Annotated in this window: 17 protein-coding genes; 10 read left to right on the top strand and 7 right to left on the bottom strand. The window is 69.7% G+C overall.

Going from position 1 to position 22592, the window contains the following annotated elements; genetic code table 11:
* Nucleotides 1–7 precede the first annotated feature (7 nt).
* Nucleotides 8–1387: an efflux RND transporter periplasmic adaptor subunit gene (locus tag QN315_RS07600; RefSeq protein ID WP_323992653.1), complete on the bottom strand. Its 1380-nt coding sequence runs from the start codon at nucleotides 1385–1387 to the stop codon at nucleotides 8–10.
* 132 nt (nucleotides 1388–1519) lie between these two features.
* Between QN315_RS07600 and QN315_RS07595 the strand changes: the two genes are divergently transcribed.
* Both QN315_RS07595 and QN315_RS07590 read left to right on the top strand, forming a co-directional pair.
* Nucleotides 1520–2908, top strand: a complete 1389-nt coding sequence (locus tag QN315_RS07595) for a response regulator (protein WP_323992651.1) — start codon at nucleotides 1520–1522, stop codon at nucleotides 2906–2908.
* A gap of 6 nt (nucleotides 2909–2914) precedes the next feature.
* On the top strand, nucleotides 2915–4189 hold the full coding sequence (locus QN315_RS07590) for a HAMP domain-containing sensor histidine kinase (protein ID WP_323992649.1): 1275 nt from the start codon (nucleotides 2915–2917) through the stop codon (nucleotides 4187–4189).
* Between the two features lie 156 nt (nucleotides 4190–4345).
* On the opposite strand, the gene QN315_RS07585 is transcribed toward QN315_RS07590, so the two are convergent.
* From QN315_RS07585 to QN315_RS07575, 3 genes are read right to left on the bottom strand one after another with little or no spacing between them, the layout of a single operon-like run.
* Nucleotides 4346–5860 (bottom strand): efflux transporter outer membrane subunit, encoded by a 1515-nt coding sequence (locus tag QN315_RS07585; protein ID WP_323992647.1) that lies wholly within the window; start codon nucleotides 5858–5860, stop codon nucleotides 4346–4348.
* 5 nt (nucleotides 5861–5865) lie between these two features.
* Nucleotides 5866–7056 (bottom strand): efflux RND transporter periplasmic adaptor subunit, encoded by a 1191-nt coding sequence (locus QN315_RS07580; RefSeq protein ID WP_323992645.1) that lies wholly within the window; start codon nucleotides 7054–7056, stop codon nucleotides 5866–5868.
* On the bottom strand, nucleotides 7049–10234 hold the full coding sequence (locus QN315_RS07575; protein WP_323992643.1) for an efflux RND transporter permease subunit: 3186 nt from the start codon (nucleotides 10232–10234) through the stop codon (nucleotides 7049–7051). Before QN315_RS07575 ends, QN315_RS07580 begins: the two co-directional genes overlap by 8 nt.
* 506 nt (nucleotides 10235–10740) lie before the next feature.
* Here QN315_RS07575 and QN315_RS07570 point away from each other — a divergent pair.
* Nucleotides 10741–11652 (top strand): LysR family transcriptional regulator, encoded by a 912-nt coding sequence (locus QN315_RS07570; RefSeq protein ID WP_323992641.1) that lies wholly within the window; start codon nucleotides 10741–10743, stop codon nucleotides 11650–11652.
* Nucleotides 11653–11746: 94 nt separating this feature from the next.
* Complete coding sequence (locus QN315_RS07565) at nucleotides 11747–12181, top strand: hypothetical protein (RefSeq protein ID WP_323992639.1); 435 nt, start codon at nucleotides 11747–11749, stop codon at nucleotides 12179–12181.
* Between the two features lie 17 nt (nucleotides 12182–12198).
* Here QN315_RS07565 and QN315_RS07560 read toward each other — a convergent pair whose 3' ends face one another.
* Both QN315_RS07560 and QN315_RS07555 read right to left on the bottom strand, forming a co-directional pair.
* Nucleotides 12199–13419 (bottom strand): MFS transporter, encoded by a 1221-nt coding sequence (locus tag QN315_RS07560; RefSeq protein ID WP_323992637.1) that lies wholly within the window; start codon nucleotides 13417–13419, stop codon nucleotides 12199–12201.
* Between the two features lie 71 nt (nucleotides 13420–13490).
* On the bottom strand, nucleotides 13491–13925 hold the full coding sequence (locus QN315_RS07555; RefSeq protein ID WP_323992635.1) for a MarR family transcriptional regulator: 435 nt from the start codon (nucleotides 13923–13925) through the stop codon (nucleotides 13491–13493).
* Between the two features lie 238 nt (nucleotides 13926–14163).
* Here QN315_RS07555 and QN315_RS07550 point away from each other — a divergent pair, with 238 nt between their 5' ends.
* Genes QN315_RS07550 through QN315_RS07530 form a run of 5 tightly spaced genes read left to right on the top strand, consistent with a single transcriptional unit; the run spans nucleotide 14164 to nucleotide 19547 of the window.
* Entirely contained in the window at nucleotides 14164–14688 is a 525-nt protein-coding gene (locus QN315_RS07550) for a MarR family transcriptional regulator (protein ID WP_323992632.1), read from the top strand.
* Nucleotides 14689–14692: 4 nt separating this feature from the next.
* Nucleotides 14693–16870, top strand: coding sequence for an FUSC family protein (locus tag QN315_RS07545; protein WP_323992631.1), 2178 nt, complete (start codon nucleotides 14693–14695; stop codon nucleotides 16868–16870).
* 4 nt (nucleotides 16871–16874) lie between these two features.
* Nucleotides 16875–17069: a DUF1656 domain-containing protein gene (locus tag QN315_RS07540; protein WP_323992629.1), complete on the top strand. Its 195-nt coding sequence runs from the start codon at nucleotides 16875–16877 to the stop codon at nucleotides 17067–17069.
* 32 nt (nucleotides 17070–17101) lie between these two features.
* Nucleotides 17102–18013, top strand: coding sequence for an HlyD family secretion protein (locus QN315_RS07535; protein ID WP_176638747.1), 912 nt, complete (start codon nucleotides 17102–17104; stop codon nucleotides 18011–18013).
* A 13-nt stretch (nucleotides 18014–18026) separates the two neighbouring features.
* Nucleotides 18027–19547 carry an efflux transporter outer membrane subunit gene (locus tag QN315_RS07530; protein WP_176638748.1) on the top strand — a complete coding sequence of 507 codons (1521 nt, stop codon included), beginning with the start codon at nucleotides 18027–18029 and terminating at the stop codon, nucleotides 19545–19547.
* Between the two features lie 28 nt (nucleotides 19548–19575).
* Here the strand turns inward: QN315_RS07530 and QN315_RS07525 are convergent, their stop codons facing one another.
* Nucleotides 19576–20832 carry an alkaline phosphatase family protein gene (locus QN315_RS07525; protein WP_323992627.1) on the bottom strand — a complete coding sequence of 419 codons (1257 nt, stop codon included), beginning with the start codon at nucleotides 20830–20832 and terminating at the stop codon, nucleotides 19576–19578.
* A 371-nt stretch (nucleotides 20833–21203) separates the two neighbouring features.
* Here QN315_RS07525 and QN315_RS07520 point away from each other — a divergent pair, with 371 nt between their 5' ends.
* Nucleotides 21204–22547, top strand: a complete 1344-nt coding sequence (locus tag QN315_RS07520) for a sorbosone dehydrogenase family protein (RefSeq protein WP_323992625.1) — start codon at nucleotides 21204–21206, stop codon at nucleotides 22545–22547.
* The last annotated feature ends 45 nt before the right edge of the window (nucleotides 22548–22592 follow it).

Raw genomic sequence — 22592 nt, 5'->3', positions numbered from 1 at the left:
CGCGGTCCTATCGGATGAGAAGCTGGTTGAAATCGTGAAAATTCGTGTAGGCGGACGTCACGATCCGCTCGCCGTCGCGCAGGCCCGCGGTGATTTCCACCTGTTCGGGGTTGCGGCCGCCGACGCTGATCGCGCGGCGCGTCGCATGATGCCCGTCCGCCGAGACGACGAAGACCGAATTGCCGCCGCTGCCGTCCAGCCAGGCGCCGTTGGGAGCGATCAGCGCCTGACGGGTGCGGCCCAGGGTCAGGCGGCATTCCACGCTTTCGCCCCGGCGCAGGGCGGCGGGGGGCGTCGTGTCGAAGGTCAGTTCGGCGCGGAACTGGCCGGCGGTGATCTGCGGATGGACGCGCGCCACCGTAAAGGGCACGTCATGGCCGTCGATCTGCGCGATGCCGTGCTCGCCCACCGCGACGCGGGCGAGGTAGAATTCGTCGATGTCGGCATCCAGCCGCCATGCGCCCTCGCTGTCGATCTGGCCGATCGGGTCGCCGGCCTTCAGCGTCTGGCCGGGCTGGAGGGTGAAGTTGGTCAGGCGGCCGGCGACGGGCGCGCGCAGGGTCAGCGAGGACAGGCTGTCCTCGACCGCCGCCAGCGTGTGGCGCAGCCGTTCCGCCGTGCCGTCGAGTTCCCTGGCCTGGGCCTGGGCGACGGCGCGGTCCTTCTGCCGGGCGGCGCGCAGCAGGGCCAGGCGCCCGGCATAATAGGCGTCCTCGTCCGCGAAGGTCTTGACGTTGGCGTCGGATTCGAACCCCTGGGCCAGAAGCTGCCGGCGGATCGCCAGCTCGTGCCCGGCTTTCAGCAGATTGTAGCTGGCTTCGGCGATCGTGCCGTCCTCGCCGGTCTGCGATTGCTGCAGGGCCAGGCGCTGGGCGCTGAGGTCGCCCAACTGGCCGGCGATCGCGGCCTCGCGCGTGCTGACATCCAGTTCGAGCTGCGGATTGGTCAGGCGGGCCAGCACGTCGCCCGGATGGACTAGAATCCCGTCGGGCACCGCGACCGAGGCGACCTGCCCGCCCTGGACCGCGCCCAGGAAGGTGACGTGCAGCGGGGCCACCGTCGCGCGCACCGGCAGGTAGTCCAGAAAGGGCTGGACGTGCACGGTATCGATCGCAAGATCGTCCTGCGCCACGGCCAGGCTGCCCGATGCGGGGACCAGGCGCCAGGCGGCCAGTCCGACGGCCAGCACCAGCACGCCGGCGCCATAGCGCAGATAGGGGCGCAGCCGGCGCATGCGCGAGGGCGCGACGCGGCGGTCCATGCCCGCGCCCGGCGCGCGCCCGGGCGACGACGCGGGCTCGGCGGCCCCGGCGGCCCCGGCGGCTCGTGCGGGGCGCGTGGATGCCCCGGAGGGGCTGGCGGATGATGGGGCGACACTGTCCGGCATATTCGACTTCCTTTGCCTGCCGAACAGTGTAACTCTTGTGGAATCATTTTTTACATCGTTGAATAATAACGATATTATCGCATATGTCCGAGGCTGGTGTCCGCCAGCGAACAGCACTGTCCGGATCCGAACATGTCCGACGCCGCGTCAAGCCCCGTTGTGCCGCACCCCCCGGTTTCGCCTTCGGGCGGGTCTTCGGCGGCGCCGTGCATCCTGTTCGTCGATGACGATGCCGATATCCGCCAGGCGACGTCGCTGCTGCTGCGGCGCCGGGGGTTCGACATGGTCGCGGCGGAGAATCCCGAGCAGGCGCTGAGCGCCCTGGCCGCGTCGCCGGTGTCCGCCGTGCTGCTGGACCTGAATTACCGGCGTGGCGCCACCAATGGCGAGGAGGGGCTGGCCTGCCTGCGTGCGGTGCTGGCGCATGATCCGGGCCTGCCGGTGGTGGTGGTGACGGGGCATAGCGGGGTGGCGATCGCGGTGGCGGCGATGCGGGCCGGGGCGGCGGATTTCGTGATGAAGCCATGGAAGAACGACCGGCTGGTCGCGACCATCGAGGATGCGCTGGCCACGCATCGCCGGCGCCTGGCCGCGCGGCTGCCGGTTCGGCCGGACGGTTCCGGCGCGGGCGGCGGGGACGGCGCGCCGTCGCAGACGGCCGGGCCGGATGACGGGATGATGATCGCCGGCTGTGCGGTGACGCGCGACGTGCTGGAGCGCGCCGACCGGGTGGCCCCGACCCAGGCGAGCGTGCTGCTGAGCGGGCCGGCCGGGGCGGGCAAGACGGCGCTGGCCCGGCGGATCCATCGCCTGTCGGCGCAGCGGGCGGGACGGCTGGTGGTGCTGGACCCGATGCTGGGCGAGGGCGAGGAGGCGCTGTCGATCCGGCTGGCGGCCGTGGGGGCGGGCGATACGCTGCTGGCCGAGGAGATCGGCGCCTGGCCGGCGGCCTGGCAGCAGCGCCTGCTGGCACGCCTGCAGGCCGGGTGCGGGGCGCGGCTGCTGGCCACGGCGCGCGTGGGCGGCGCCGCGCTGCGCGAGGCGGTACTGCCGGACCTGCTGCATCGCCTGTCGGTCGTGACGCTGGTCCTGCCGCCGCTCGCGGCGCGGGGCGCGGAAATCGGCGTGCTGGCGCGGCACTTCCTGCGCCTGTTCGGGCGGCGGCACAATGTGGCCGAGCGCAGCCTGTCGCCCGAGGCCGAGGCGGCGCTGGCCGCGCGTCCGTGGCCCGACAATGTGCGCGGGCTGCGGCAGGCGATGGAGCGGGCCACCGTGCTGGCGCGGGCGCCGGTGCTGGGGCCGGAGGATCTGGCGGAACCGATGCCAGGTGCCGGGGACGCGGCGGAGCAGGACCCGGCCGCCCAGGACTCGGCTGTTCAGGACCTGACATTGGCGCAGTCCGAAAAGACGATGATCGAGGCCGCGCTGCGCCGCCACGGCTTCAATGTCAGCCACGCCGCGCGCGAACTGGGGCTGACCCGCCCGGCGCTGTACCGGCGCATGGCGCGGCACGGGCTGTAGGGCGCGATGGCCGACATGGCGGCCGGCGGCGCGCGGGATGTCGAACATGTCGCGCCGGGGCTGGTCCCGGTCGCTTGCTGCCTGGCCGGGGTCGCGTCGTGCGGGGGGCTGGTGGTGCTGTGCGTGCTGCACCGGTTCTATGCCGCCGCCCTGGTCATGTCGGCTTGTGCGCTGCTGCTGGGGGCGCTGGTGCTGGGGCGGCTGGCGCGGCTGGAACAGCGGGTGCGGAACCGGGCGGCCCGGCTGCGCGCCCCGCCGTCGCGCCCGGACCAGACCGCGATGCTGCGCGCCATGCTGGACCATGCGCCGGTGCCGCTGCTGGGCGTGACGCATGACGGCGTGCTGCGCGCCGCCAACCGCGCGGCGCGGCGGCTGTTCGGTACCGATGACCGGGTGCCGGACCCGCCCGCGGCGCTGGCGGCTTCCCTCGCATCTACCCTGGCATCCTCCTTGGCGCGGGCCGAGGCGCAGGGCCGGGCCGTGGTGCGGCTGGACCGTCCGGGCGGGGCGCGCCATTACGCCCTGTCGGTGGCGCAGGCCAGCCTGCACGGTCCCCTGGCCCGGCTGGTGGCGCTGACGGATATCGAGGCCGAGCTGAATGCGGGCGAGGCCACCGCCCTGCGCGAGGTCCTGCAGGTGCTGAGCCACGAGATCATGAATTCGCTGACCCCGGTGTCCTCGCTGGCCGAAAGCGCGCAGGATATGCTGGCCGGCGGGGACGCGGCGGCGATGCCCGAGGCCGCGCTGGCGGTGGCGACCATCCTGCGCCGTATCCAGGGGCTGGACCGGTTCGTGCAGGGATACCGGCATCTGGCGCGCCTGCCGCCCGTGGCCCCGCGCGCCCTGTCGGTCGGGGCGATGCTGCACGATGTCGGACGGCTGTTCCACAGCATGTGGGAGGGGCAGGGCGTCGCGCTGCGCCTGCATCCGCCCATGCCCGACATCGTCGCCCGGCTGGACGGCGACCTGCTGGTGCAGGCGCTGATCGCGCTGACGACCAACGGCGCGCAGGCGGCTTTGGCCGGCCCGCGCCGCCCGGCCTGGGTGGCGCTGTGGGCCCGGGCCGATGCCGAGCAGGTGACGATCGGCATCCGCGACAGCGGCGCGGGCGTGGCCCCGGCGGAGGCGGCACTGATCTTCCGGCCGTTCTTCTCGCTGCGCGAGGGCGGCACCGGGATCGGGCTGAGCCTGGCGCGGCAGATCGTGCAGGACCACGGCGGCAGCCTGGTGCTGGCGCCGCAGGAGGAGGATGCGGGAGCAACCTTCCTGATCCGGATCTGAGTCCGTCCAGGAGGGGCGGGGTCTCTTCTTCTTTTGTCTTCCGAAAAAGAAGCAAAAAGACTTTTATTCGTTCGGGGATTTTTTGCGTGCCCGGCAAATAGTCCCCGAACGTTCAGAAGTTTTTTGGTTCTTTTTTTCAAAAAAGAACAAATATGATCAGAGAATATGATCGCCCAGCTTGAAGGGCCGGGCCGGCACGGTGCCGGGCCAGCCGCCGCCGAGGGCTTTGTACAGGGTCACGGTGTTCGACAGGTCCTGGAGCCGGGTCGTGATGCCGCCCAGTTGCGCGGCATAGAGCGTGCGCTGGGCGGTCAGGGTGGCCAGGTAGGTATCGTAGCCGGCTTCGAACCGGTCGAGCGCCAGCGTGTATTGCCGTCCATTGGAGGCGATCAGCGCGTCCTGGGCGGCGAGCTGCTGCAGATAGGTGCCGCGGCCGGCCAGGGCGTCCGCGACTTCGCGGAACGCGGTCTGGATCGTCTTCTCGTAGCGGGCGATGTCTTCCGTCTTCCGGGCGTGGGCCATGTGCAGTTGCGCGGTCAGGCGCCCGGCGTCGAACAGCGGCATGGTGATCTGCGGCGCGACGTTCCAGGCCCCCATGCCGCTCTCGAACAGGCGGGTGATGTTGTTGCTGGCCGTGCCGCCCGACGCGGTGATCTGGATTTTGGGGAAGAACTCCGCGCGGGCGGCGCCGATATCGTCATTGGCGGCGCGCAGTGCCGCCTCGGCCGCCAGGATGTCCGGGCGGCGGCCGATCAGGTCGGACGGCAATCCGGCCGGAATGGCGGGAAAGGGCACCACACCGGCCAGGGTGGTCTTGGCCTCCAGCGCCCCGCGCAGACCGTCCGGCAGCGGGGCGCCGACCAGCAGCTCCAACTGGTTCAGCGCCTGGGCGCGCTGGCGGGTATAAAGCTGCAGATCGGTTTCGGCCTCATGCACCGCGGAGTCCGCCTGGGCCACGTCCAACTGGGTGCCGGTGCCGACCTGCGCGGTGTGCCGGATCAGCGCGTCGGTATGGCGCCAGTTCTCCAGGATCTGCTGCGTCATCCGCACGGTCTGGTTGTCGGCCACCCAGGCCAGCATGGCCGAGGCCACGGCGGCGGTCAGGCTGATCTGCAGGGCCTGGTGGTCGAGGGCCGAGCCCATCGCCCGGTCGAAGGCGGCGCGCGAGGCGCTGCGCACCCGTCCCCACAGATCGACCTCATAGGCCGAAATGCCGAAACCCACGGCATATTGGCGCATGTAGAACGGGCCCGAGGTCTGCGACAGGCTCCAGATCCGCGAATATTGCTTCTGGACATTGGCGCCGGCGGTGCCGTCCAGGGTGGGGAACAGGGACGCGCTCTCGATGTCGAACTGCGCGCTGGCGGCCTCGGCCTGCTGGCGGGCGATGCGCAGGTCGCGGTTATTGTCCAGCGCCAGCGCGATCAGAGCCCGCATGACCGGGTCGCGGTAGAATTGCCGCCAATCGGCGGACCAGTCGGCGGGCAGGGCGTCGCCGCCGGGAGATGTGGCCGGGGCAGGCGGGCCATAGGCCGCGCCGCGGGGCCACGCGGCCGCGACGGGGGCGGCCGGGCGGTGATATTCCGGGATCATGGTGCAGCCGGCCAGCAGCATGGCCGCCAGCATGGCCCCCCCATGCCTGGCGGCGATCGGTCGGGGGAATGTGGGCATGGGGATCAGGCCCCTTTCATGTCGTCGGAATGGGGAATGACCTGGCTGCCGGTGCGCAGGGCGGAGGGCGGATTGACCACCAGCCGGCTGCCGTCGGGCAGGCCGCCGGTGATTTCGACCCGGTCGCCGTAATCGCGCCCGACCGAGACCGGGCGCAGGGTCACGCGGCGATCGGCGTCGACGGTCGCCACCGACAGGCCGTCGGCGTCGAAGATCAGGGCCTCGGCCGGGATCAGCACCACCGGCAGCGGGCGCGGGACGGCGAAGCGCACGGTGGCGTACAGCCCGGCGGCCAGGCGCCCGTCGGCGTTGTCCAGTTCGATTTCCACCGGTAGGGTGCGGCTGCCGGCCTCCAGCGCATGGCCGGTGCGCGCGACGGTGCCGGTAAGGACCAGGTGCGGCCGGTTGGGGATGCCGACGCTGGCGGCCATGCCGAGGGCGATGCTGGCGGCCCAGTCCTGCGGCACGCGCACGCGCACGCGCAGCCGGTCGGTGCGCGCCACGACGAAGAGCGGCCGCTGGCCGGCGCCGTCCGCGCCGACCAGGTCGCCGACCTCGACCGTGCGGGCGGTCACCACCCCGTCAAATGGGGCGGTCAGCGTCATGTAGGCCTGGTGCTGCGTGGCCTCGGCCAGGGCGGCCAGGGCGGCCTGCTGCTGGGCCAGGCGGGCCTTCTGCGTCAGTTGGTCGGTATCCCAGTTCTGGCGGCTGACGGCGCCGTCGCCGATCAGCCGGGCGCTGCGCCCGGCGGTGGCGCGCGCCAGGTCCAGGTCGGCCTGGGCCTGGGCCAGCGCGGCCCGGGCATGCTGGACCTGCTGGTCGATCTCGGGCGCGTGGATGACGGCCAGCACCTGCCCGGCCTGCACATGCGTGCCGATATCGACCAGGCGTTGGGCGACATAGCCCGAGGCGCGGGCGCCGATCGCCGCGGTTTCCAGCGGTTCGGTGGCGCCGGGCAGGTCCAGCGGCACCGGGGCCGCGCTGGCGGCGACGCGCATGGTGCGGACTTCGGGCAGCAGGGACTGGCGATAGGCCGCCAGGTCCCGGGTGGCCGCGTCGCGCCTGGCATGGGCGATCGCGCCATAGCCGAGGGCGGCGAGCACGCCCAGCCCGATGGCGGGGCCGGCCAGGCGCGGCAGCTTCGGACGGGACGGCTGCGCGGCGGGCGCGCCGGGTGAAGCGGACATGTCAGACATGGCTGTATTCCTCGAGAATGCGGCTTTCGCGCTTGCGCAGGCGGCTATAGAGCCAGGGGACGATGAACAGGGTGGCGCAGGTGCCCATCAGCAGGCCGCCGATCACCGCGCGGCCCAGCGGCGCGTTCTGCTCGCCCCCGTCGCCCAGGCCCAGCGCCATGGGCAGCATGCCCACCACCATGGCCAGCGAGGTCATCAGGATCGGGCGCAGGCGGGCGCGGCCGGCCTCCAGCGCGGCCTCGGCGGCGGTCAGGCCGTCGCCGCGCCGTTCCTTGGCGAAGGTGACCAGCAGGATCGAATTGGCGCTGGCGACGCCGACGCTCATGATCGCGCCCATCAGCGACGGGACCGAAAAGGTCGTGCCGGTGACGAACAGCATGAAGACGATGCCGCACATCGCGCCCGGCAGGCCCATGATGACCACGAACGGGTCGGTGAAGGACTGGAAATTGACCGCCATCAGCAGATAGACGGCGATCGCCGCCACGATCAGCCCCACCCCCATCCGGGCGAAGGTCGAGCGCATCGAATCGATCTGTCCCCGGACCTCGATCGCGTTGCCCGGGCTGAGCTGCGCGCGGTGGCGGGCGACGATGCGGTCGATATCGGCGGCGATCGCGCCCAGGTCGCGGCCTTCGGCGCTGGCATAGATGTCCAGCACCGGCTGGATGTTGCTGTGCGAGATCACGCTCTGCGCCAGGTCGCGGCGGATGCCCGCGACATTGTCCAGCAGCGTCGGCGCGCCGCCCGCGCCGGCGGGGCTCGCGACCACCGTATTGCCCAGTTCGCGCAGGCCGGTCAGCCGGTATTGCGGCGTCTGCACCGCCAGGGGATACTGGATGCCCGTGTTGGGATCGACCCAGAAATTGGGCGTGACGGTGTTGGACGAGGCCAGCGAGATCATGACGTTGCGCGCCACGTCGTTCAGCGTCAGGCCCAGATCGTTGGCGCGCACGCGATCGACGTCCAGCCGCAGCTCGGGGGCGGCGATTTCCTGGTGCATATGCACGTCGGTGACGCCCGGCACCTGCGCGATCTCGCGCAGGATCGACCGGGCGATCGTGCGGTCGGTCGGCGCGTCATAGCCCATGACCCGGACGTCGATCTGGGCGGGCAGGCCGAAATCGATGATCTGGGTCACGATGTCGGCCGGCTGGAAATAGAAGACGGCCTCGGGGAATTTCTGCGCCAGGACGGTACGCAGCCGGCGGATGTACCCCGCCGTGGGGTGATGGTCGGGCTTCAGCGCCACCATGATCTGCCCGTCATTGGGGCCGATCGTGGTGCCGTCGTCGAACGGCATCGTATAGCGGAAGGCGATGCCGATATTGTCCAGGATCAACTGGCGCTCGTTCGCGGGGATCGTGGCGCGGATCGTGTCCTCGACCTGGTCGAACAGGTGCTCGGTGCTTTCGATCCGGGTGCCGGCGGGGGCGCGGACATGCAGCCGGAATTCGCCGGCATCGATGCTGGGGAAGAAGTCCGACCCCACCTGGGTCGACAGCACGCCGCCCAGGGTCAGCACCACCACAGCCAGGACCGGCACCCGCCAGTTGCTTTCGATCAGCCCTTGCAGGATATGGGCATATCCGTCGCGCAGCCGGGCGAAGCCCGCGTCGAAGCGCGCGCCGAACCGCTGCAGCATCGTGGGGGGCAGGCCGCGGGCCGCGCGCGATGCCGCCTGGCTTTCCTCGGCCTTCAGCAGCATGGCGGCGAAGATCGGCACCAGGGTGCGGCTGATGCCGTACGAGGCCAGCATGGCGTACACCACCGCCAGCGCCATCGGCGTGAACAGATAGCGCGCCGGGCCGATCAGGAATTCGACCGAGACGAACACGCTGGAGATCGCCAGCGTCGAGACCAGGGTCGGCAGGGCGATGCCGGCCGCGCCCTCCAGCACCGCGCGGCGCAGTTCGGCGCCGTCATGGCGGATGCGGTGGATGTTCTCGATCGTGACGGTGGCGTCGTCGACCAGGATGCCGACGGCCAGCGCCAGCCCGCCCAGGGTCATCAGGTTCAGGGTCTGGCCGGTGGCGGACAGGATGGCGATCGACGACAGGATCGACAGCGGGATCGAGATCGCCACGATCAGGGTCGAGCGCCAGCTCGACAGGAAGGCCAGGATCATCGCCGCGGTCAGCAGCCCGGCGATCACGGCCTCGGACACCACGCCGTTGATCGCGGCCTTGACGAACAGGGACTGGTCGAACAGCTCGTCGATCTTCATCCCCGGCGGGGCGGCGGCACGGGTGACGGGCAGCACGCGGTTGCGGATGGCGTTCACCACGTCCAGCGTCGAGGCGTCGCCGGCCTTGAGGATCGACAGCAGGACCGAACGCCGGCCTTCGGTGCGCACGATGTTCTGCTGCACCGCCGTGCCGTCGCGCACCTGCGCCACGTCGCGGATGCGCAGGATCGCGCCGGTGGCCGGGTCGCGTTTCAGCGGCACGTCGTTCAGCCGGGCGGCGATGTCGGGCATGCCGTTCATCCGCACGTCATATTGCGTGGCGCCGAACTTGACCGTGCCGGCCGGCAGGGTCAGGTTCTGCGCGTTCACCGCGTTCGAGACGTCCAGCGGCGTCAGGCCCGTGCCGGCCAGCTTGGCCGGGTCGATATCGACCATCACCTGGCGGATCTTGCCGCCATAGGGCGGGGGCAGCAGCGTGCCGGGAATCGGCGCCAATTGCTGGCGGATGCGATAGATGCCGTAATCGTACAGGTCGCTTTCCGTCAGCTTGTCCGAGGACAGCGCCAGTTGCAGCACCGGCACGCTGGAGGCGCTGTATTGCATGATGATCGGCGGCTGCGTGCCTTCGGGCAGGAACGCGCGGATCGAATTGGTGGCCGATACGGTCTGCGCCACCGCCAGGTCGATATTCACGTTGGGCTGGAAATAGAGTTTCTGCACCACCAGCCCGGGCGTCGTCTGGCTTTCGATCGTGCGGAGGTTGTTGACGAAGAAGCTTTCGGAAAATTCGGTATAGGTGCTGATGCGTTTTTCGGTCTCGGGCGCGTTCAGCCCGTCATAGTACCAGACCACCGTGACGACGGGGATGTCGATCGCGGGAAAGACGTCGGTCGGCGTGCGGAAGATGGCCGAGACGCCCAGCAGCAGGATCAGCACGCCGGCGACCAGGAACGTATAGGGGCGCCGAAGCGCCAGGCCCACTATGCCCATGGGGATGTTCTTTTCGGATCGGGCGGGCAAGGGGCGCCGTGCGTCGCCCGCAGGCGCGGGGACGGGACGGCGGGTCTTGCCCGCATGTCTGTCGGAAGACGGTGGCGGCCGGTGGGCCGCGATTACACGGGGGCGCGTTCGGGCGGCGGCGCGCCGGACGGTTCGGTCAGCATATCTCGGGCATATCCTTGCAACATGCCGCGATGGGGGTGCGGCATGACTGTACGACATCGGGGGGCGCGCGGGTGCGGCACGCGGGCGAGGCGGTCTGTGCCGGGCGGTCGGGCCCCAAAGGTTCCAGGATGTCCCGAGGTTCCAGGATTCTGGGCCTGCAGGGGCTGCCGCTTCTTTATCTTGCCTGACCGTAATATCGACGGAAGAAAGGCGGAGATAAATAGGTTGTCAGGCGACACTCTGTATCCGTATTGGATACAATATCGGGGCCCGCGAGTGAGGAGAATCGGGATCATGCCTCATGCGGGGCGTTGCAGGCAGGGGGGCGGAGCATGAGTCGCGAAGGCATGGGCCTGTCCGACATCGGGATGTTCGTCGCGGTGGCGGAGCATGCCAATTTCACCCGCGCCGCCCAGAGGCTGGGCACCAGCAAGTCGAATGTCGGCAAGGCGGTGCAGCGGCTGGAGGCGCAGTTGGGCACCCGGCTGTTCCAGCGCACGACGCGGGCCGTGCGGCTGACCGAGGATGGCGAAACCTATTTCGAGGCCGCGCGGGCCGCGCTGGACGGGTTGAGCGAGGCGCATGTCGCGCTGGCCGCCCGCCGGGCGGAGCCGGCCGGCCGGGTGCGGATGGATCTGCCGGTCGGATTCGGGCAGTTCCTGATGCCGATGCTGGCGTCGTTGCGGGCGTCCCACCCCAAGGTGACGCTGGAATTGTCGCTGAATGACCGCCAGTCGGACCCGGTGGCCGATGGCTGGGACATCGTGGTGCGGGTGGGCGCGCTGCCGGCGACGGGCGACATGCTGGTGCGCCGGCTGGGCACGCCGCGCTTCGGGCTCTATGCCTCGCCCGGCTTCCTGGCGCGCAGCGGACCGCTCGACAGCATCAAGGACCTGTGCGGGCAGGAGGCGGTCATCTATCGCGGTCATGCCGGGCGGCCGATCCCCTGGGCGGTGACGGAATGCGGACATCAGTCCGACCTGGCACCCAAGGCCGGGCTGGTGCTGGCCGACGGGCGGGCGATGGTGGATGCGGCGATCGCCGGAATGGGCATCGTGCAGATCTTCGACTGGATGGCGCACCCGCATGTCTGCATGGGCACGCTGGTGCATCTGCTGCCCGAGGCCGATGCCGACGGACCGCCCGTGCATGCCCTGATCCCGCTGGGCCGCCGCATGCCGCCCAAGACCAGGCTGGTGCTGGATCATTTGATCGAATTCTTTCGCGTTCCGCCGGCCTGCTGATATCAGGGACTTTTTGCGTGCCCGGCACATAGTCCCCGAACGTTCAAAAGTTTTTTGGTTCTTTTTTAAAAAAGAACAGAAGGATGCACGGGTCGTGACGATCTTTTCCAGTGACGACGACATCGAGCGGATCGGGCGCGGCCTGCTCGATCGCACCCTGCCCAAGCCCGACTGGACCCATGCCGCGCATTTCGCGGCCGCGCTGTGGCTGCTGCGTCATCGCTCCGGCCTGGTCGCGCAGGGGCAGGTCGGCGCGATCATCCGGGCCTATAACGTGGCGACCGGCGGGGTGAACGACGACCAGGGCGGGTATCATGAAACGATCACCGTCGCCTCGATGCGGGCGGCGGCCGGTTTCCTGCGGCGCTATCCCGGGGAAACGCCGCTTTGGCACATCGCGGACGACCTCGTGGCGACGCCGCTGGGGCAGCCGGGCTGGCTGCTGGACTATTGGAGCCGGCCGCGCCTGTTCAGCATCGCGGCCAGGCGGGGCTGGCTGGCGCCGGACCTGCGGCTCTTTCCCTGGTAAGGGCCCGGCCGGCGGGTTCAGCGCGTTTCGCGCCGTCCTGCGGGGGCAAGGGCGCGCATGGCGACGAGGGCGGCGGCAAGCCCGGCGGCGGCGCCGATGCCGAGTGCCCAGCGCGGTCCGAAATGATTGGCGATCCACCCCACGATGGGGGCGCCGACCGGCGTGCCGCCCAGCGCCACCGCCAGGCGGATCGCCATGACCCGGCCGCGCATTTCGGGAGTGCTGGATAATTGCATCTGGCTGTTGGTCGCGGTGGTGAAGGTCAGGGCGGAGATGCCGACCAGGACCAGGGCCCCCGCGAAGAACACGGCGTTGGGGGCCAGCGCGGCCAGGGCGCAGCCGGCGCCGAACAGCGCGGCGGCGGCGGCGAGGCCGCGCAGGCCGGTACGGTCCCGCCCGGCGGCGAGCAGGGAGCCGCCGAGGGTGCCGCAGGCCATGACGGTGTTCAGCAAACCGTAGCCGTCGGCGCCGAGGTGGAACACGCCGACCGCCATGGTGGAAATGAAGATCGGAAAATTCAGCCCGAAGGTACCGATCAGGAACAGCATCAGGATGATCGTCCTGAGATCGCGGCGCTGCCAGACGTAACGGAACCCGGCCGTCAGCCCGCGCGGCGCCTGCCGGGTGGAATCGCCCACGGCCGGATGGCGTTCGCCGCGGCGCAGGACCGTCAGCGACGCCAGCACCGCCAGAAAGGACAGGCCGTTCAGCACGAAGGCCCAGCCGGAGCCGAGGGCGGCGATGCACAGTCCGGCGGCCGCCGGCCCCAGCATGCGGCCCGCATTGAACGAGGTGGAATTGAGCGCGACCGCATTCGGCAGGTCGCCGTCATCCACCAGGTCCGAGACGAAGATCTGCCGCGCCGGGGAATCGAAGGCGGTGACGCAGCCGAAGATCAGGGCGAACAGATCCACCTGCCACAGCCGGACGGCGCCGGTCACGGTCAGGATGCCCAGCCCCAGCGCAAGCGCGCCCATCGTGCCCTGCGTCGCCATCAGCAAGGTGCGGCGCTCCAGCCGGTCGGCCGCATAGCCTGTCCAGGGCAGCAGCAGAAGCTGCGGGCCGAATTGCAGCGCCATGACGATGCCGACTGCGGTGGCGTCGCGATGCGTCAGTTCGGTCAGGACCAGCCAGTCTTGGGCGGTACGCTGCATCCAGGTGCCGATATTGGACACCAGCGCGCCGGCCGCCCAGATCCGGTAATTGCGATGACGGAGCGAGCGGAAGAGGTGCGTCACGCCGGTGATGGCCTTTCGGGGCTGTTCCAGGGGCAGGGTGGATCAGGAGGGGGCGGATCAGGAGGGGCGGATCAGGATTCGGCAAGCCGTTCCAGCAAAGGCAGGGCACGCGCCAGGTCCGCGCGCTCGGCGGCCGAGAAGTGCGCGGCGAGGATGCCGGCCAGCCAGTCCTCGCGCGCCGCGCGGCGGCCGGCGACCCAGGTCCGGAATTGCGCCGTCAGCGACAGGATGGTCTGGCGCCCGTCCGCGGGATCGGGGCTGCCGCGGACCAGGCCGGCCGCCTCGAGAGCCGCGATGTGCGGCCCCATGGACTGGGTGCGCATGCCCTCGGCGCGGGCCAGGGCGCTGATGGTGGCGGGGCCGGCGCGCTCGAGGCGCGACAGGACCGACAATTGGGAGAGATTGAAGCCGTCCTGCGCGGCCTGTTCGCGCAGGCGGCGCTTCAGCTTGCCGGTCACGACACGCAGCATCATGGCCAGGGCTTCCGGCGCGGTCGGGTCTAACATGGTCGGGTCCGGCATGGAGGACGGGGGCTTGGACATCGGGCGTGCGATTATGGGCAGGAAACCTGCCAAGGTAGACTTCATTTCCGGCCGATTGTCAAAAACCCATTGTCAAGGGAGGATGAAGCAGGACCTGGCCCGGAGCATTGCGGATCACCCGCGGCAGCCTTGCCGAAAATATCTGTTGCCATGGAATTAGTGGTCATGGCAATCAACCGCCCGGCCATGCAGGGGGGCGGGAATGGACAGGCGGGCGGAGGACGATGCGGAAGCGCAGGGAATGCGCCGCTTCCTGCAGATCGACGAAGCCCGGTTCCGCGACGTGGCGATGACGTTCCGGGTGATCCGGCTGGGCGCGGTATGGCGCACGCGGCTGGAGCGCGCGCTGAAATCCACCGGGCTGAGCGTCGCGGGGTTTCGGCCGATGGCCTATCTGATGATGATGCCGGACGGTACGTCCCAGCGCGCCCTGGCGGCGGCGATGGATACCGATACGTCGGCCCTGGTGCGGGTGCTGGACCTGCTGGAGGCGTCGGGGCTGGTGGAACGCCGCCCCGACGCGGCCGACCGGCGGACCAACCGGCTGTTCATCACGCCCGCGGGGCAGCGCAAATGCCGCCAGTTCCACCGGATCGCCGCCCGGCTCGAGCGGGACCTGACCATGGGCCTGGACTCCGATGCGGCGCCCGCGCTGGTGCGGGTGATGGATCGTATCCTGCTGAATGCCGAGCGCCGCACGCATGACGGCGCCGGGGCGGAGGCATAGGGCGATGGACCTGCCGCGCCGGCTGTGGGCGCTCTTTGCCGAGGATGCGCGCTGGCAGGACATAAGGGGGCGCGCGGCCTTCTGCGCGCGGACCTTCGCGGCGATCGCGCTGGCGCTGTTCTGTTCGTTCCTGTTCCAACTGGAATCGCCGTTAAGCTCGGTCACCACGGTGATGATCGTGGCCAATCCCACGGTGGGCGCGCTGATGTCCAAGAGCATCTGGCGCGTGATCGGCACCGTGCTGGGGGCGGCGATCGCGGTGGCGATGATGGCCGTGCTGGCGCAGTCGCCGGTGCTGTACATGATGGTCCTGGCGGTGGTCGTGGCGTTCGCCTGTCTGGTCGCGACCTTTCTGCGGCTGTTCAGGGCCTATGCGGCCGTGCTGACCGGCTATACGATCGTGATCGTCGCAGCGCCCGCCTATGCCGATCCGAACGGCATCTTCGTCAGCGCGCTGTCGCGCCTGTCGGCGGTCACGGTGGGCGTCGTCGCCACGGCCGTCGTCTTTCTGGTCACGACGATGCGCCGGCCGGAAAACGTGGCGGCGCAGATCGCGCAGATCGTGCGCGATACGGTCGACCATGCCATGGCCTATCACAATTTCCGCCGTGGCGTGGCGGGGGCCGAGGCGGCGCCGCTGTCGGTCACGGGGGAATTCAGGTCCCTGCCCACGCCGCTGTACGACCGGCGCGGCGTGCTGATGTCGCGGATCGGCGCGCTGATCTCGGCGGTGGAATACGCGGCGACCGATACCTATGAGATCCGCCGGCGGATCGGCGCGCTGCGCGTGGGGCTCAGCGGCCTGGCGGGGGTCGTCGCGACCTATCATCCGCTGTGGAGCAGCATGGAGGTGACGGCGCCCGCCATGGAGCGGCTGCATGCGCACCTGGCCGGGTTGATGGAACAGATCCTGGCGATTGTCGGTCGTCCCGGCTGGATGGAGGATATCCGCCCGATTCGCGCGCTGATCGCCGCCGCCCGGGCGCACCTGACCCAGGCCGAGCGCAACGAGGCCGACATCGCCGTGCTGGCCGCGATCGACAACCTGCACGATGTGCTGTCGCAACTGGACGGCGTGCTGCTGTACCTGTCCGCCGAACACGCGCCGCGGCATGCGCGGCTGCGCTGGTTTCTGGACTGGCCCACGGCGCTGCGCAACGGCGCGCGCGGCGGGGTCATCACGCTGCTGGCCGGGCTGATGTGGTACGTGCTGCATTGGAGCGCCGGCCCGATGCTGATGCTGTATGTCGTCGCCGCGTCCAGCCTGGTGTCGACCACGCCCTCGGCGTCGCGCGCCAGCGTGCTGATGGCGGGGGGAACGCTGCTGTCGATCCCGGCGGGAATCGCCTGCCACATGCTGGTGCTGCCGCGCATCGACGGGTTTCCGCTTCTGCTGGGCGCGTTGTGCCTGTTCCTGCTGCCCGGGGTGTGGATGCAGTTCAGCCCGCGCTGGGGGATCGGCGCCTTCGGCTACTCGGTGTTCTTTACCGCGCTGCTCGACGTTGCGAATCCGATCCGGTACCATGACCTGTCCCTGACCAATAACTGGCTGACCTTCGCGGTGGCGTGCGTGCTGCTGGTGCTGGGCTTTCGCGTCGTTCTGCCGCCCGATGACCGGCTGGACGCCGCGCGGCTGGTGGCCTCGATCGGCCGGGGGGTGCGCCGGCTGGCGCTTGTCCTGCCCGAGACGCCCGGCGCGTGGGTGACCTGGGAAGGGGTGCAGATCCAGAAGATCATGCGCCTGGCCATGCGGTTGTCGCTGTGCATGGCGGTGCGCGAGCGCAACGCCTATACCGACGCCGCGCTGGGGGCGGTCGCGCTGGGGCGGCTGGTGGTGCGGGCGCGGCGCATCGCGGCGCTGCCGGTGCTGGACGATGCCGACCGCGCCAGCCTGCGCGCCGCGCTGGACGGGTTCGCGCGCCTGCGCGACGACCCCGAGGGCACCGCGCGCGGGCTGGCCGATGGCGCGCAGGCGATGCTGTCGCGCGCGGCCGGGCACGCGGATGCCGGGTACGCGCTGCAGGCGCGGCGCGCGGCCGCGTGCCTGCAGCAGGCGGCGTATATCCTGCGTGCGGTCCCGGGCTTCTTCCATCGCCATGGACCATTGCAACTGGACCCGGGGGTGGCGGGCGCGGCGCTGCCGCTGTCCGCGATGCCGGTCCGCGCGGGAGCTGAGGGGTGAAGGGATGCTGAGCGAATTTGACCTGTTTGGCGTGTTTATGGCGCCGATCGTGGTGTATGCGGTTGCGGCGTTTCCGGTGACGATGGCGATCCGCCTTGTGCTGTGGTGGACGGGGCTGATGGGGTGGTTCTGGCACCTGGCGCTGTTCGAGGTGGCGCTGTACGCGTGCGTGCTGTGCTTTCTGATTTTGTATGTCTGACCGGGTATTTTGCGGATGTTCGAGAGAGTGCGATGCCCCTGCTGCGTAATCTGATCCGGGTGGTGCTGACCCTGGCGGTCGTCGTTCTGGCGATCGTGCTGGGGATGGATCTGTGGGACACGTATATGATCGCGCCATGGACCCGCGACGGGCGGGTGCGGGTCTATGTCGTCGACGTGGCGCCGGAGGTGCCGGGCACGGTGGTGCAGGTGCCGGTGGTGGACAACCAGTTCGTGCACAGGGGCGACCCGCTGTTCGTGCTGGATCCGGTGCGCTTCCACCTGGCGGTGCGCGAGGCGCAGGCGCGGCTGGACGGCGCGCTGGAGGAGCTGAAGCTGAAGCAGAGCGACGCGAAGCGCCGGATGGGGCTGGGCGGCATCGTGTCGGCCGAGGAGCAGGAGCGGTTCAATTCCGGCGTGGCGACGCAGATCGCCGCGGTGGATGCGGCGCGCGCGGCGCTGGACCTGGCGAAGCTGAACCTGCAGCGCTCGGTGCTGTATGCGCCGGTCAACGGCTATGTCACCAACCTGAACCTGCGGGTGGGGGATTACGCGACGGCGGGCCAGCCGCGGCTGGCGGTGATCGATGCCGATTCCTTCTGGGTGAACGGGTATTTCGAGGAAACCAAGATGTGGGGCGTGCATGTCGGCGACGCCGCGCGCGTCAAGCTGATGGGCTACAAGCCGATCCTGCCCGGCCATGTCGTATCGATCGCGCGCGGCATCAACGACCAGAACGGCAATCCGGACCGGCTGGGGCTGCAGGACGTCAATCCGATCTTCACCTGGGTGCGGCTGGCGCAGCGCATCCCGGTGCGCATCCATCTCGACCGGGTGCCGGACAGCGTCACGTTGGCGGCGGGCATGACCTGCACGGTGACGGTGGGGCCGGAGACGCCCGGCCAGCGCGGGCGGCTGACCACCTGGCTGCAAGACCATCTGTGAGCCGGGCCGCGCGATGAGAATGAAGAACCAGGGGACCGGCAGGGCCGGCCTGCTGCTGGGGGCGGCGGGCCTGCTGGCGGCCTGCACGGTGGGGCCGCGCTACCAGCCCGACCGCATGGCGATCCCCGCGCGCTTTGCCGAGGACGGCCATGCCGCGACGCCGGCGGAGATCGCCCGCACCACGGCCGAGATGAAGGATTGGTGGCATCGTTTCGGCGATGCTGAACTGGACCGGCTGGTGGACCGGGCGATCGCGGGCAATTACGATCTGCGCATCGCCGGCCAGCGCATCCTGGCCGAGCGGGCGCTGCGCGATGCCCAGGCCTCGGCCTGGTATCCGCAGATCGACGCCAGCACCGTGGCGGGGGACAGCCGCTATTCGATCAATATCGACAACTGGCCGATCCGGCCGGGCAATCCGGCGAACCGGCCCGAGGCGTCGTACCTGTCCTATGGGGTCAGCGCCAGTTGGCAGCTCGACGTGTTCGGGCGGATCCGCCGCAGCGTCGAGGCGCAGGAGCGCGCGGTGGAGGAGACGGTCGAGGACCGGCGCGCGGTGCTGATGACCATGCTGTCGGAACTGGCCGGCGACTACATGGTGCTGCGCGACACGCAATTGCGGCTGCAGATCGCCGAGCGCAACATCCGGGTGGCGCAGGACGCCCGCGACCTGGCGCAGCGGCTGTATCAGCAGGGGGTGGGCACCACGCTGCAGGTCGCGCAGGCGCAGTCCGAACTGGAGACGCAGATCGCGGCGCGCGAGCCGCTGCGCACCCATATCGCGCAGATCACCCATGCGCTGGACGTGCTGATGGGACAGATGCCCGGCACCAGCGCGGCGGCGCTGGAACAGCCGGGGCCGCTGCCGCGCGTGCCGGATTTTCCGGCGACGGTGCCGTCGGTCGTGCTGGCCAACCGGCCGGACATCCGCCGGGCCGAACGGGCCTATGCCGAGGCGACGGCGCGGATCGGGGTTGCGGTGGCGCAGCTCTATCCGAATTTCAGCATCCCGCTGAGCTTCAACCCGAACGCGTCGGCGATGTATCAGCTGTTCGAGACCGGGGCGCTGAGCTGGCAGTTCTTCATGATGGCGTCGCTGCCGCTGATGCATGGCGGCAAGCTGACGGCGCAGGTGCGCGCGGCGCAGGCGGCGGCGGAGGCCAGCCGCCTGGCCTATCGCCGGACGGTGCTGCAGGCGTTCCGCGAGGTCGAGGACGCGATGGCGGCCTGGCATGACGACGTGGAACACACCGAATGGCTGCACCGCGCGGCGCAGGACAGCGCGCTGGCCAGCGACCGGGCGCGCCGGCTGTATGGCGCCGGGCTGGTGGGCTTCCTGGATGTGCTGACCACCGAGCGCACCGCGCTGGCCGCCGAGAACGCCGAGGCCGTCGCCCGGCTGGAGCGGCTGCAGGACGCCGTCGCCCTCTATACCGCCATCGGCGCCGGATGGCAGGGCGTCCCCCTGACAGCCTCCGCTCTGCCCGTCTCGCTCGAAACACAGCACGCCCTCGCCCGCGCCTTCCAGCAATAAAACAGGCCCGGGTAGAAGGGGCAGGAAGTCAGCGGCTGGGGGCGATGCGGAACATCGGGACCATCGGCAGGACCGGCGTCTGCCGGAAGGCGCCGTCCGCCGGCTGGATCGCGACATGGTCGGCGGCGTGGCCGAGATAGGTGCCGATCCCGAAACTGTCTTCCATCGTGCGCAGCAGCGCATAATGGTTGTAGGGGGTGTCGTCGCGCACCCCGCGGACGCCGTGATTGGTGATGACGATGGTCGGGATCAGGCCGCCGCCCTGATTGATGGGGCCGACCCGGCCCTGGTTGGGATCAGCGGGGTGATAGCCGCAGCAGCCCTGGATGCCGGCGCTGCCGTAATCGTCCTCGTCGAACGTGATGACGATCGCCACGTTGCGCCGTGAATGCCACAGCGGCGAGGCGCGCACCGCATCGACCAGCGTCTGCACATAGTCGTCTCCGCTCGTCAGCAGCGGGGACGGGCCCGATCCTTTTCCCCGGCATTGCGGCGCGTGCTGCAGCGTGCCCCTGGGCCCATGGTCGTCATGGCACAGATCGGGAATGACATACGAAAAACGAGGCAGCGTGCCGGCGGCGGCCTGCCGGAAGAAGGCGGCGTCGGTGCGGTTGTGGCGATAGAAATCGGCGGATTCGCGGATATCGTCGAAATTGACCGACGGATTATGCTTGGACACATAGAGCGAATACAGGTCCGGATTCTGGGCCCTGGTCGGATATTGGGGCATTTCCGGCGCGGGCCGGCCGGTCTTCGGGTCGACATACATCGACTGGCTGAACATCGCCCACGAGATCCCGGCGCGGTCGAGCTGGGCGAAGAAATTGGGGACCCGAAAATGATGGTCGGGATAGGGCCCCTTCGCGGCATGGCCGCCGCAACGATCTTCCATCGGCATCGGGTCGGGTTCGCCGGCGACGATAGCCGTCTCGCGCGGCAGGGGCGTGCCGTCCGTCTGGCAGTACCAGGGATCGTCATCGACCAGGCCCTGCTGGTCGCCGGACATCAGCGCGACGTAATTGGGCTGGCTGACATGGGTGATGCCGTAATAGCGCGTGGCGACGTTGTATTCATGCGCCAGGCGGGTCATGTGCGGCGAGGTCGCGGGCCGGGCATCGATGATCTGGCCGAACTGGCGGTTTTCCATTTCGATGACGATGATGTTGTCATAGCGCGGCACGCCCTCCAGCCCCATCCTGGCGTCGGCGGCACCCGCCGCATGGGACGCCAGCAGCAGGCCCAGCCCGATCGACAGGGCGCGTCCAGCCCCAATGACATGTCGCATCATGGTCTCCGAAATATTTCCCGCCATTACAACCCGCTGGATGGCCGGCCGCAAGGGCACGGGCGGCCTGTGCCCCGATGTTGGGCAAATCGTCTCAAATTATTGTGATAGAATGACAGGCGGTTCGTCCGCCAGAGATGTTTGATAAAACAATGACTTAGATGGATCCCGATCGTCGGGATGCGCCCGCGGATTGCGAAGGCGGGACATTGGCCGGTTTGAATGACGGGCGCGCGCGGTTGCGTGGCGGCGGGGATTGGGCTGACATTCGGGGCACGCCTTGTTTCGTTGATTCTCTCCATTCGGCCCCTTGGCCGGGCCGGACGGTCCGGGCCAGCCCACGGGGCCTTCCCGCCCGTCGAGGTTTCGCCATGAAACGCCCTCCTACCCGGCTGCTGCTGGGCGGTGCCGTCCTGCTCGCGCTGCTGACTGCCGGCTGTTATCGGCTGGCGCTGCATCCCGAACAGGCGACGCAGACGGTCGCGGCCGGTACCGGCCCGCATCCGGTGCTGCCCGCGCCCGATCCCACCTTCCTGCCGACCGTCAATATCGCGACCCCGGTCGGCTGGCACGGCGCCGAGGCGCCCGTCGCGGCGCCCGGCCTGGTGGTGCGGCCCTTCGCCACCGGGCTGGACCATCCGCGGTGGTTGTACAAGATGCCGAACGGCGATATCCTGGTCGCGGAAACCAACTCGCCCGGTACCGATATCCGCACGCTGAAGAACCGCATCGCACGGTTCGTCATGGGGGCGGTCGGCGCGGGCGAGAAAAGCCCGAACCGCATCGTCCTGCTGCGCGACACCGACGGCGACGGCGTCGCGGACCAGCGCAGCGTGTTCCTGGACCATCTCTATTCGCCGTTCGGCATGGCCCTGGTCGGCGATGCGCTCTATGTCGCCGATGCCGACGCGCTGATGCGCTTCACCTATCATCCGGGGGCGATGCATATCGACGGTCCGGGAACGAAGGTGGCGGACCTGCCGGCGGGCTATAACCATCACTGGACCAAGAACCTGCTGGCCAGCCCGGATGGCCGTACGCTGTATGTCACGGTCGGCTCCAACAGCAATGTCGCCGACAACGGCATGGCGATGGAAGAGGGGCGCGCGCGCATCGACCGGTTCGACATCGCCACCGGTGCGCTGCGCCCCTTCGCCACCGGGCTGCGCAACCCCAACGGCCTGGCGTGGGAGCCGCAGACCGGCGCCCTGTGGACGGCGGTGAACGAACGGGACGAGATCGGCAGCGACCTGGTCCCCGACTATGTCACCTCGGTGAAGGAGGGGGCGTTCTATGGCTGGCCCTACAGCTATTACGGGCAGCATGTCGATGTGCGCGTCCGGCCGCAGCGGCCCGACCTGGTCGCCAGGGCGATCGCGCCCGATTATGCGCTGGGGCCGCACACGGCGTCGCTGGGCATCGTGTTCTCGCAGGCCAGTTCGCTGCCCGAATCCTGGCGCAGCGGCCTGTTCGTCGCGCAGCACGGATCGTGGAACCGCGCGCCCAAGAGCGGGTACAAGGTGCTGTACGTGCCCTTCGCCGATGGCCATCCCGCCGGGCCGCCGCGCGACGCGCTGACCGGCTTCCTGACGCCCGACACCGACCATGTCCATGGCCGGCCGGTGGGGCTGGCGCTGGACGGCCAGGGGGCGCTGCTGGTGGCCGACGACGTGGGCAACGTCGTCTGGCGGGTGACCGGCGCGCCGCATCGCTGAAGCTTTTTGACGCAAATGCCTGTATAAGGGCTGTCGATAATCGCT

This window comes from Nguyenibacter sp. L1, assembly GCF_035199985.1.
GTDB classification, from domain to species: Bacteria; Pseudomonadota; Alphaproteobacteria; order Acetobacterales; family Acetobacteraceae; genus Gluconacetobacter; species Gluconacetobacter vanlangensis.
This window is presented reverse-complemented; position numbering and strand designations above follow the sequence as displayed.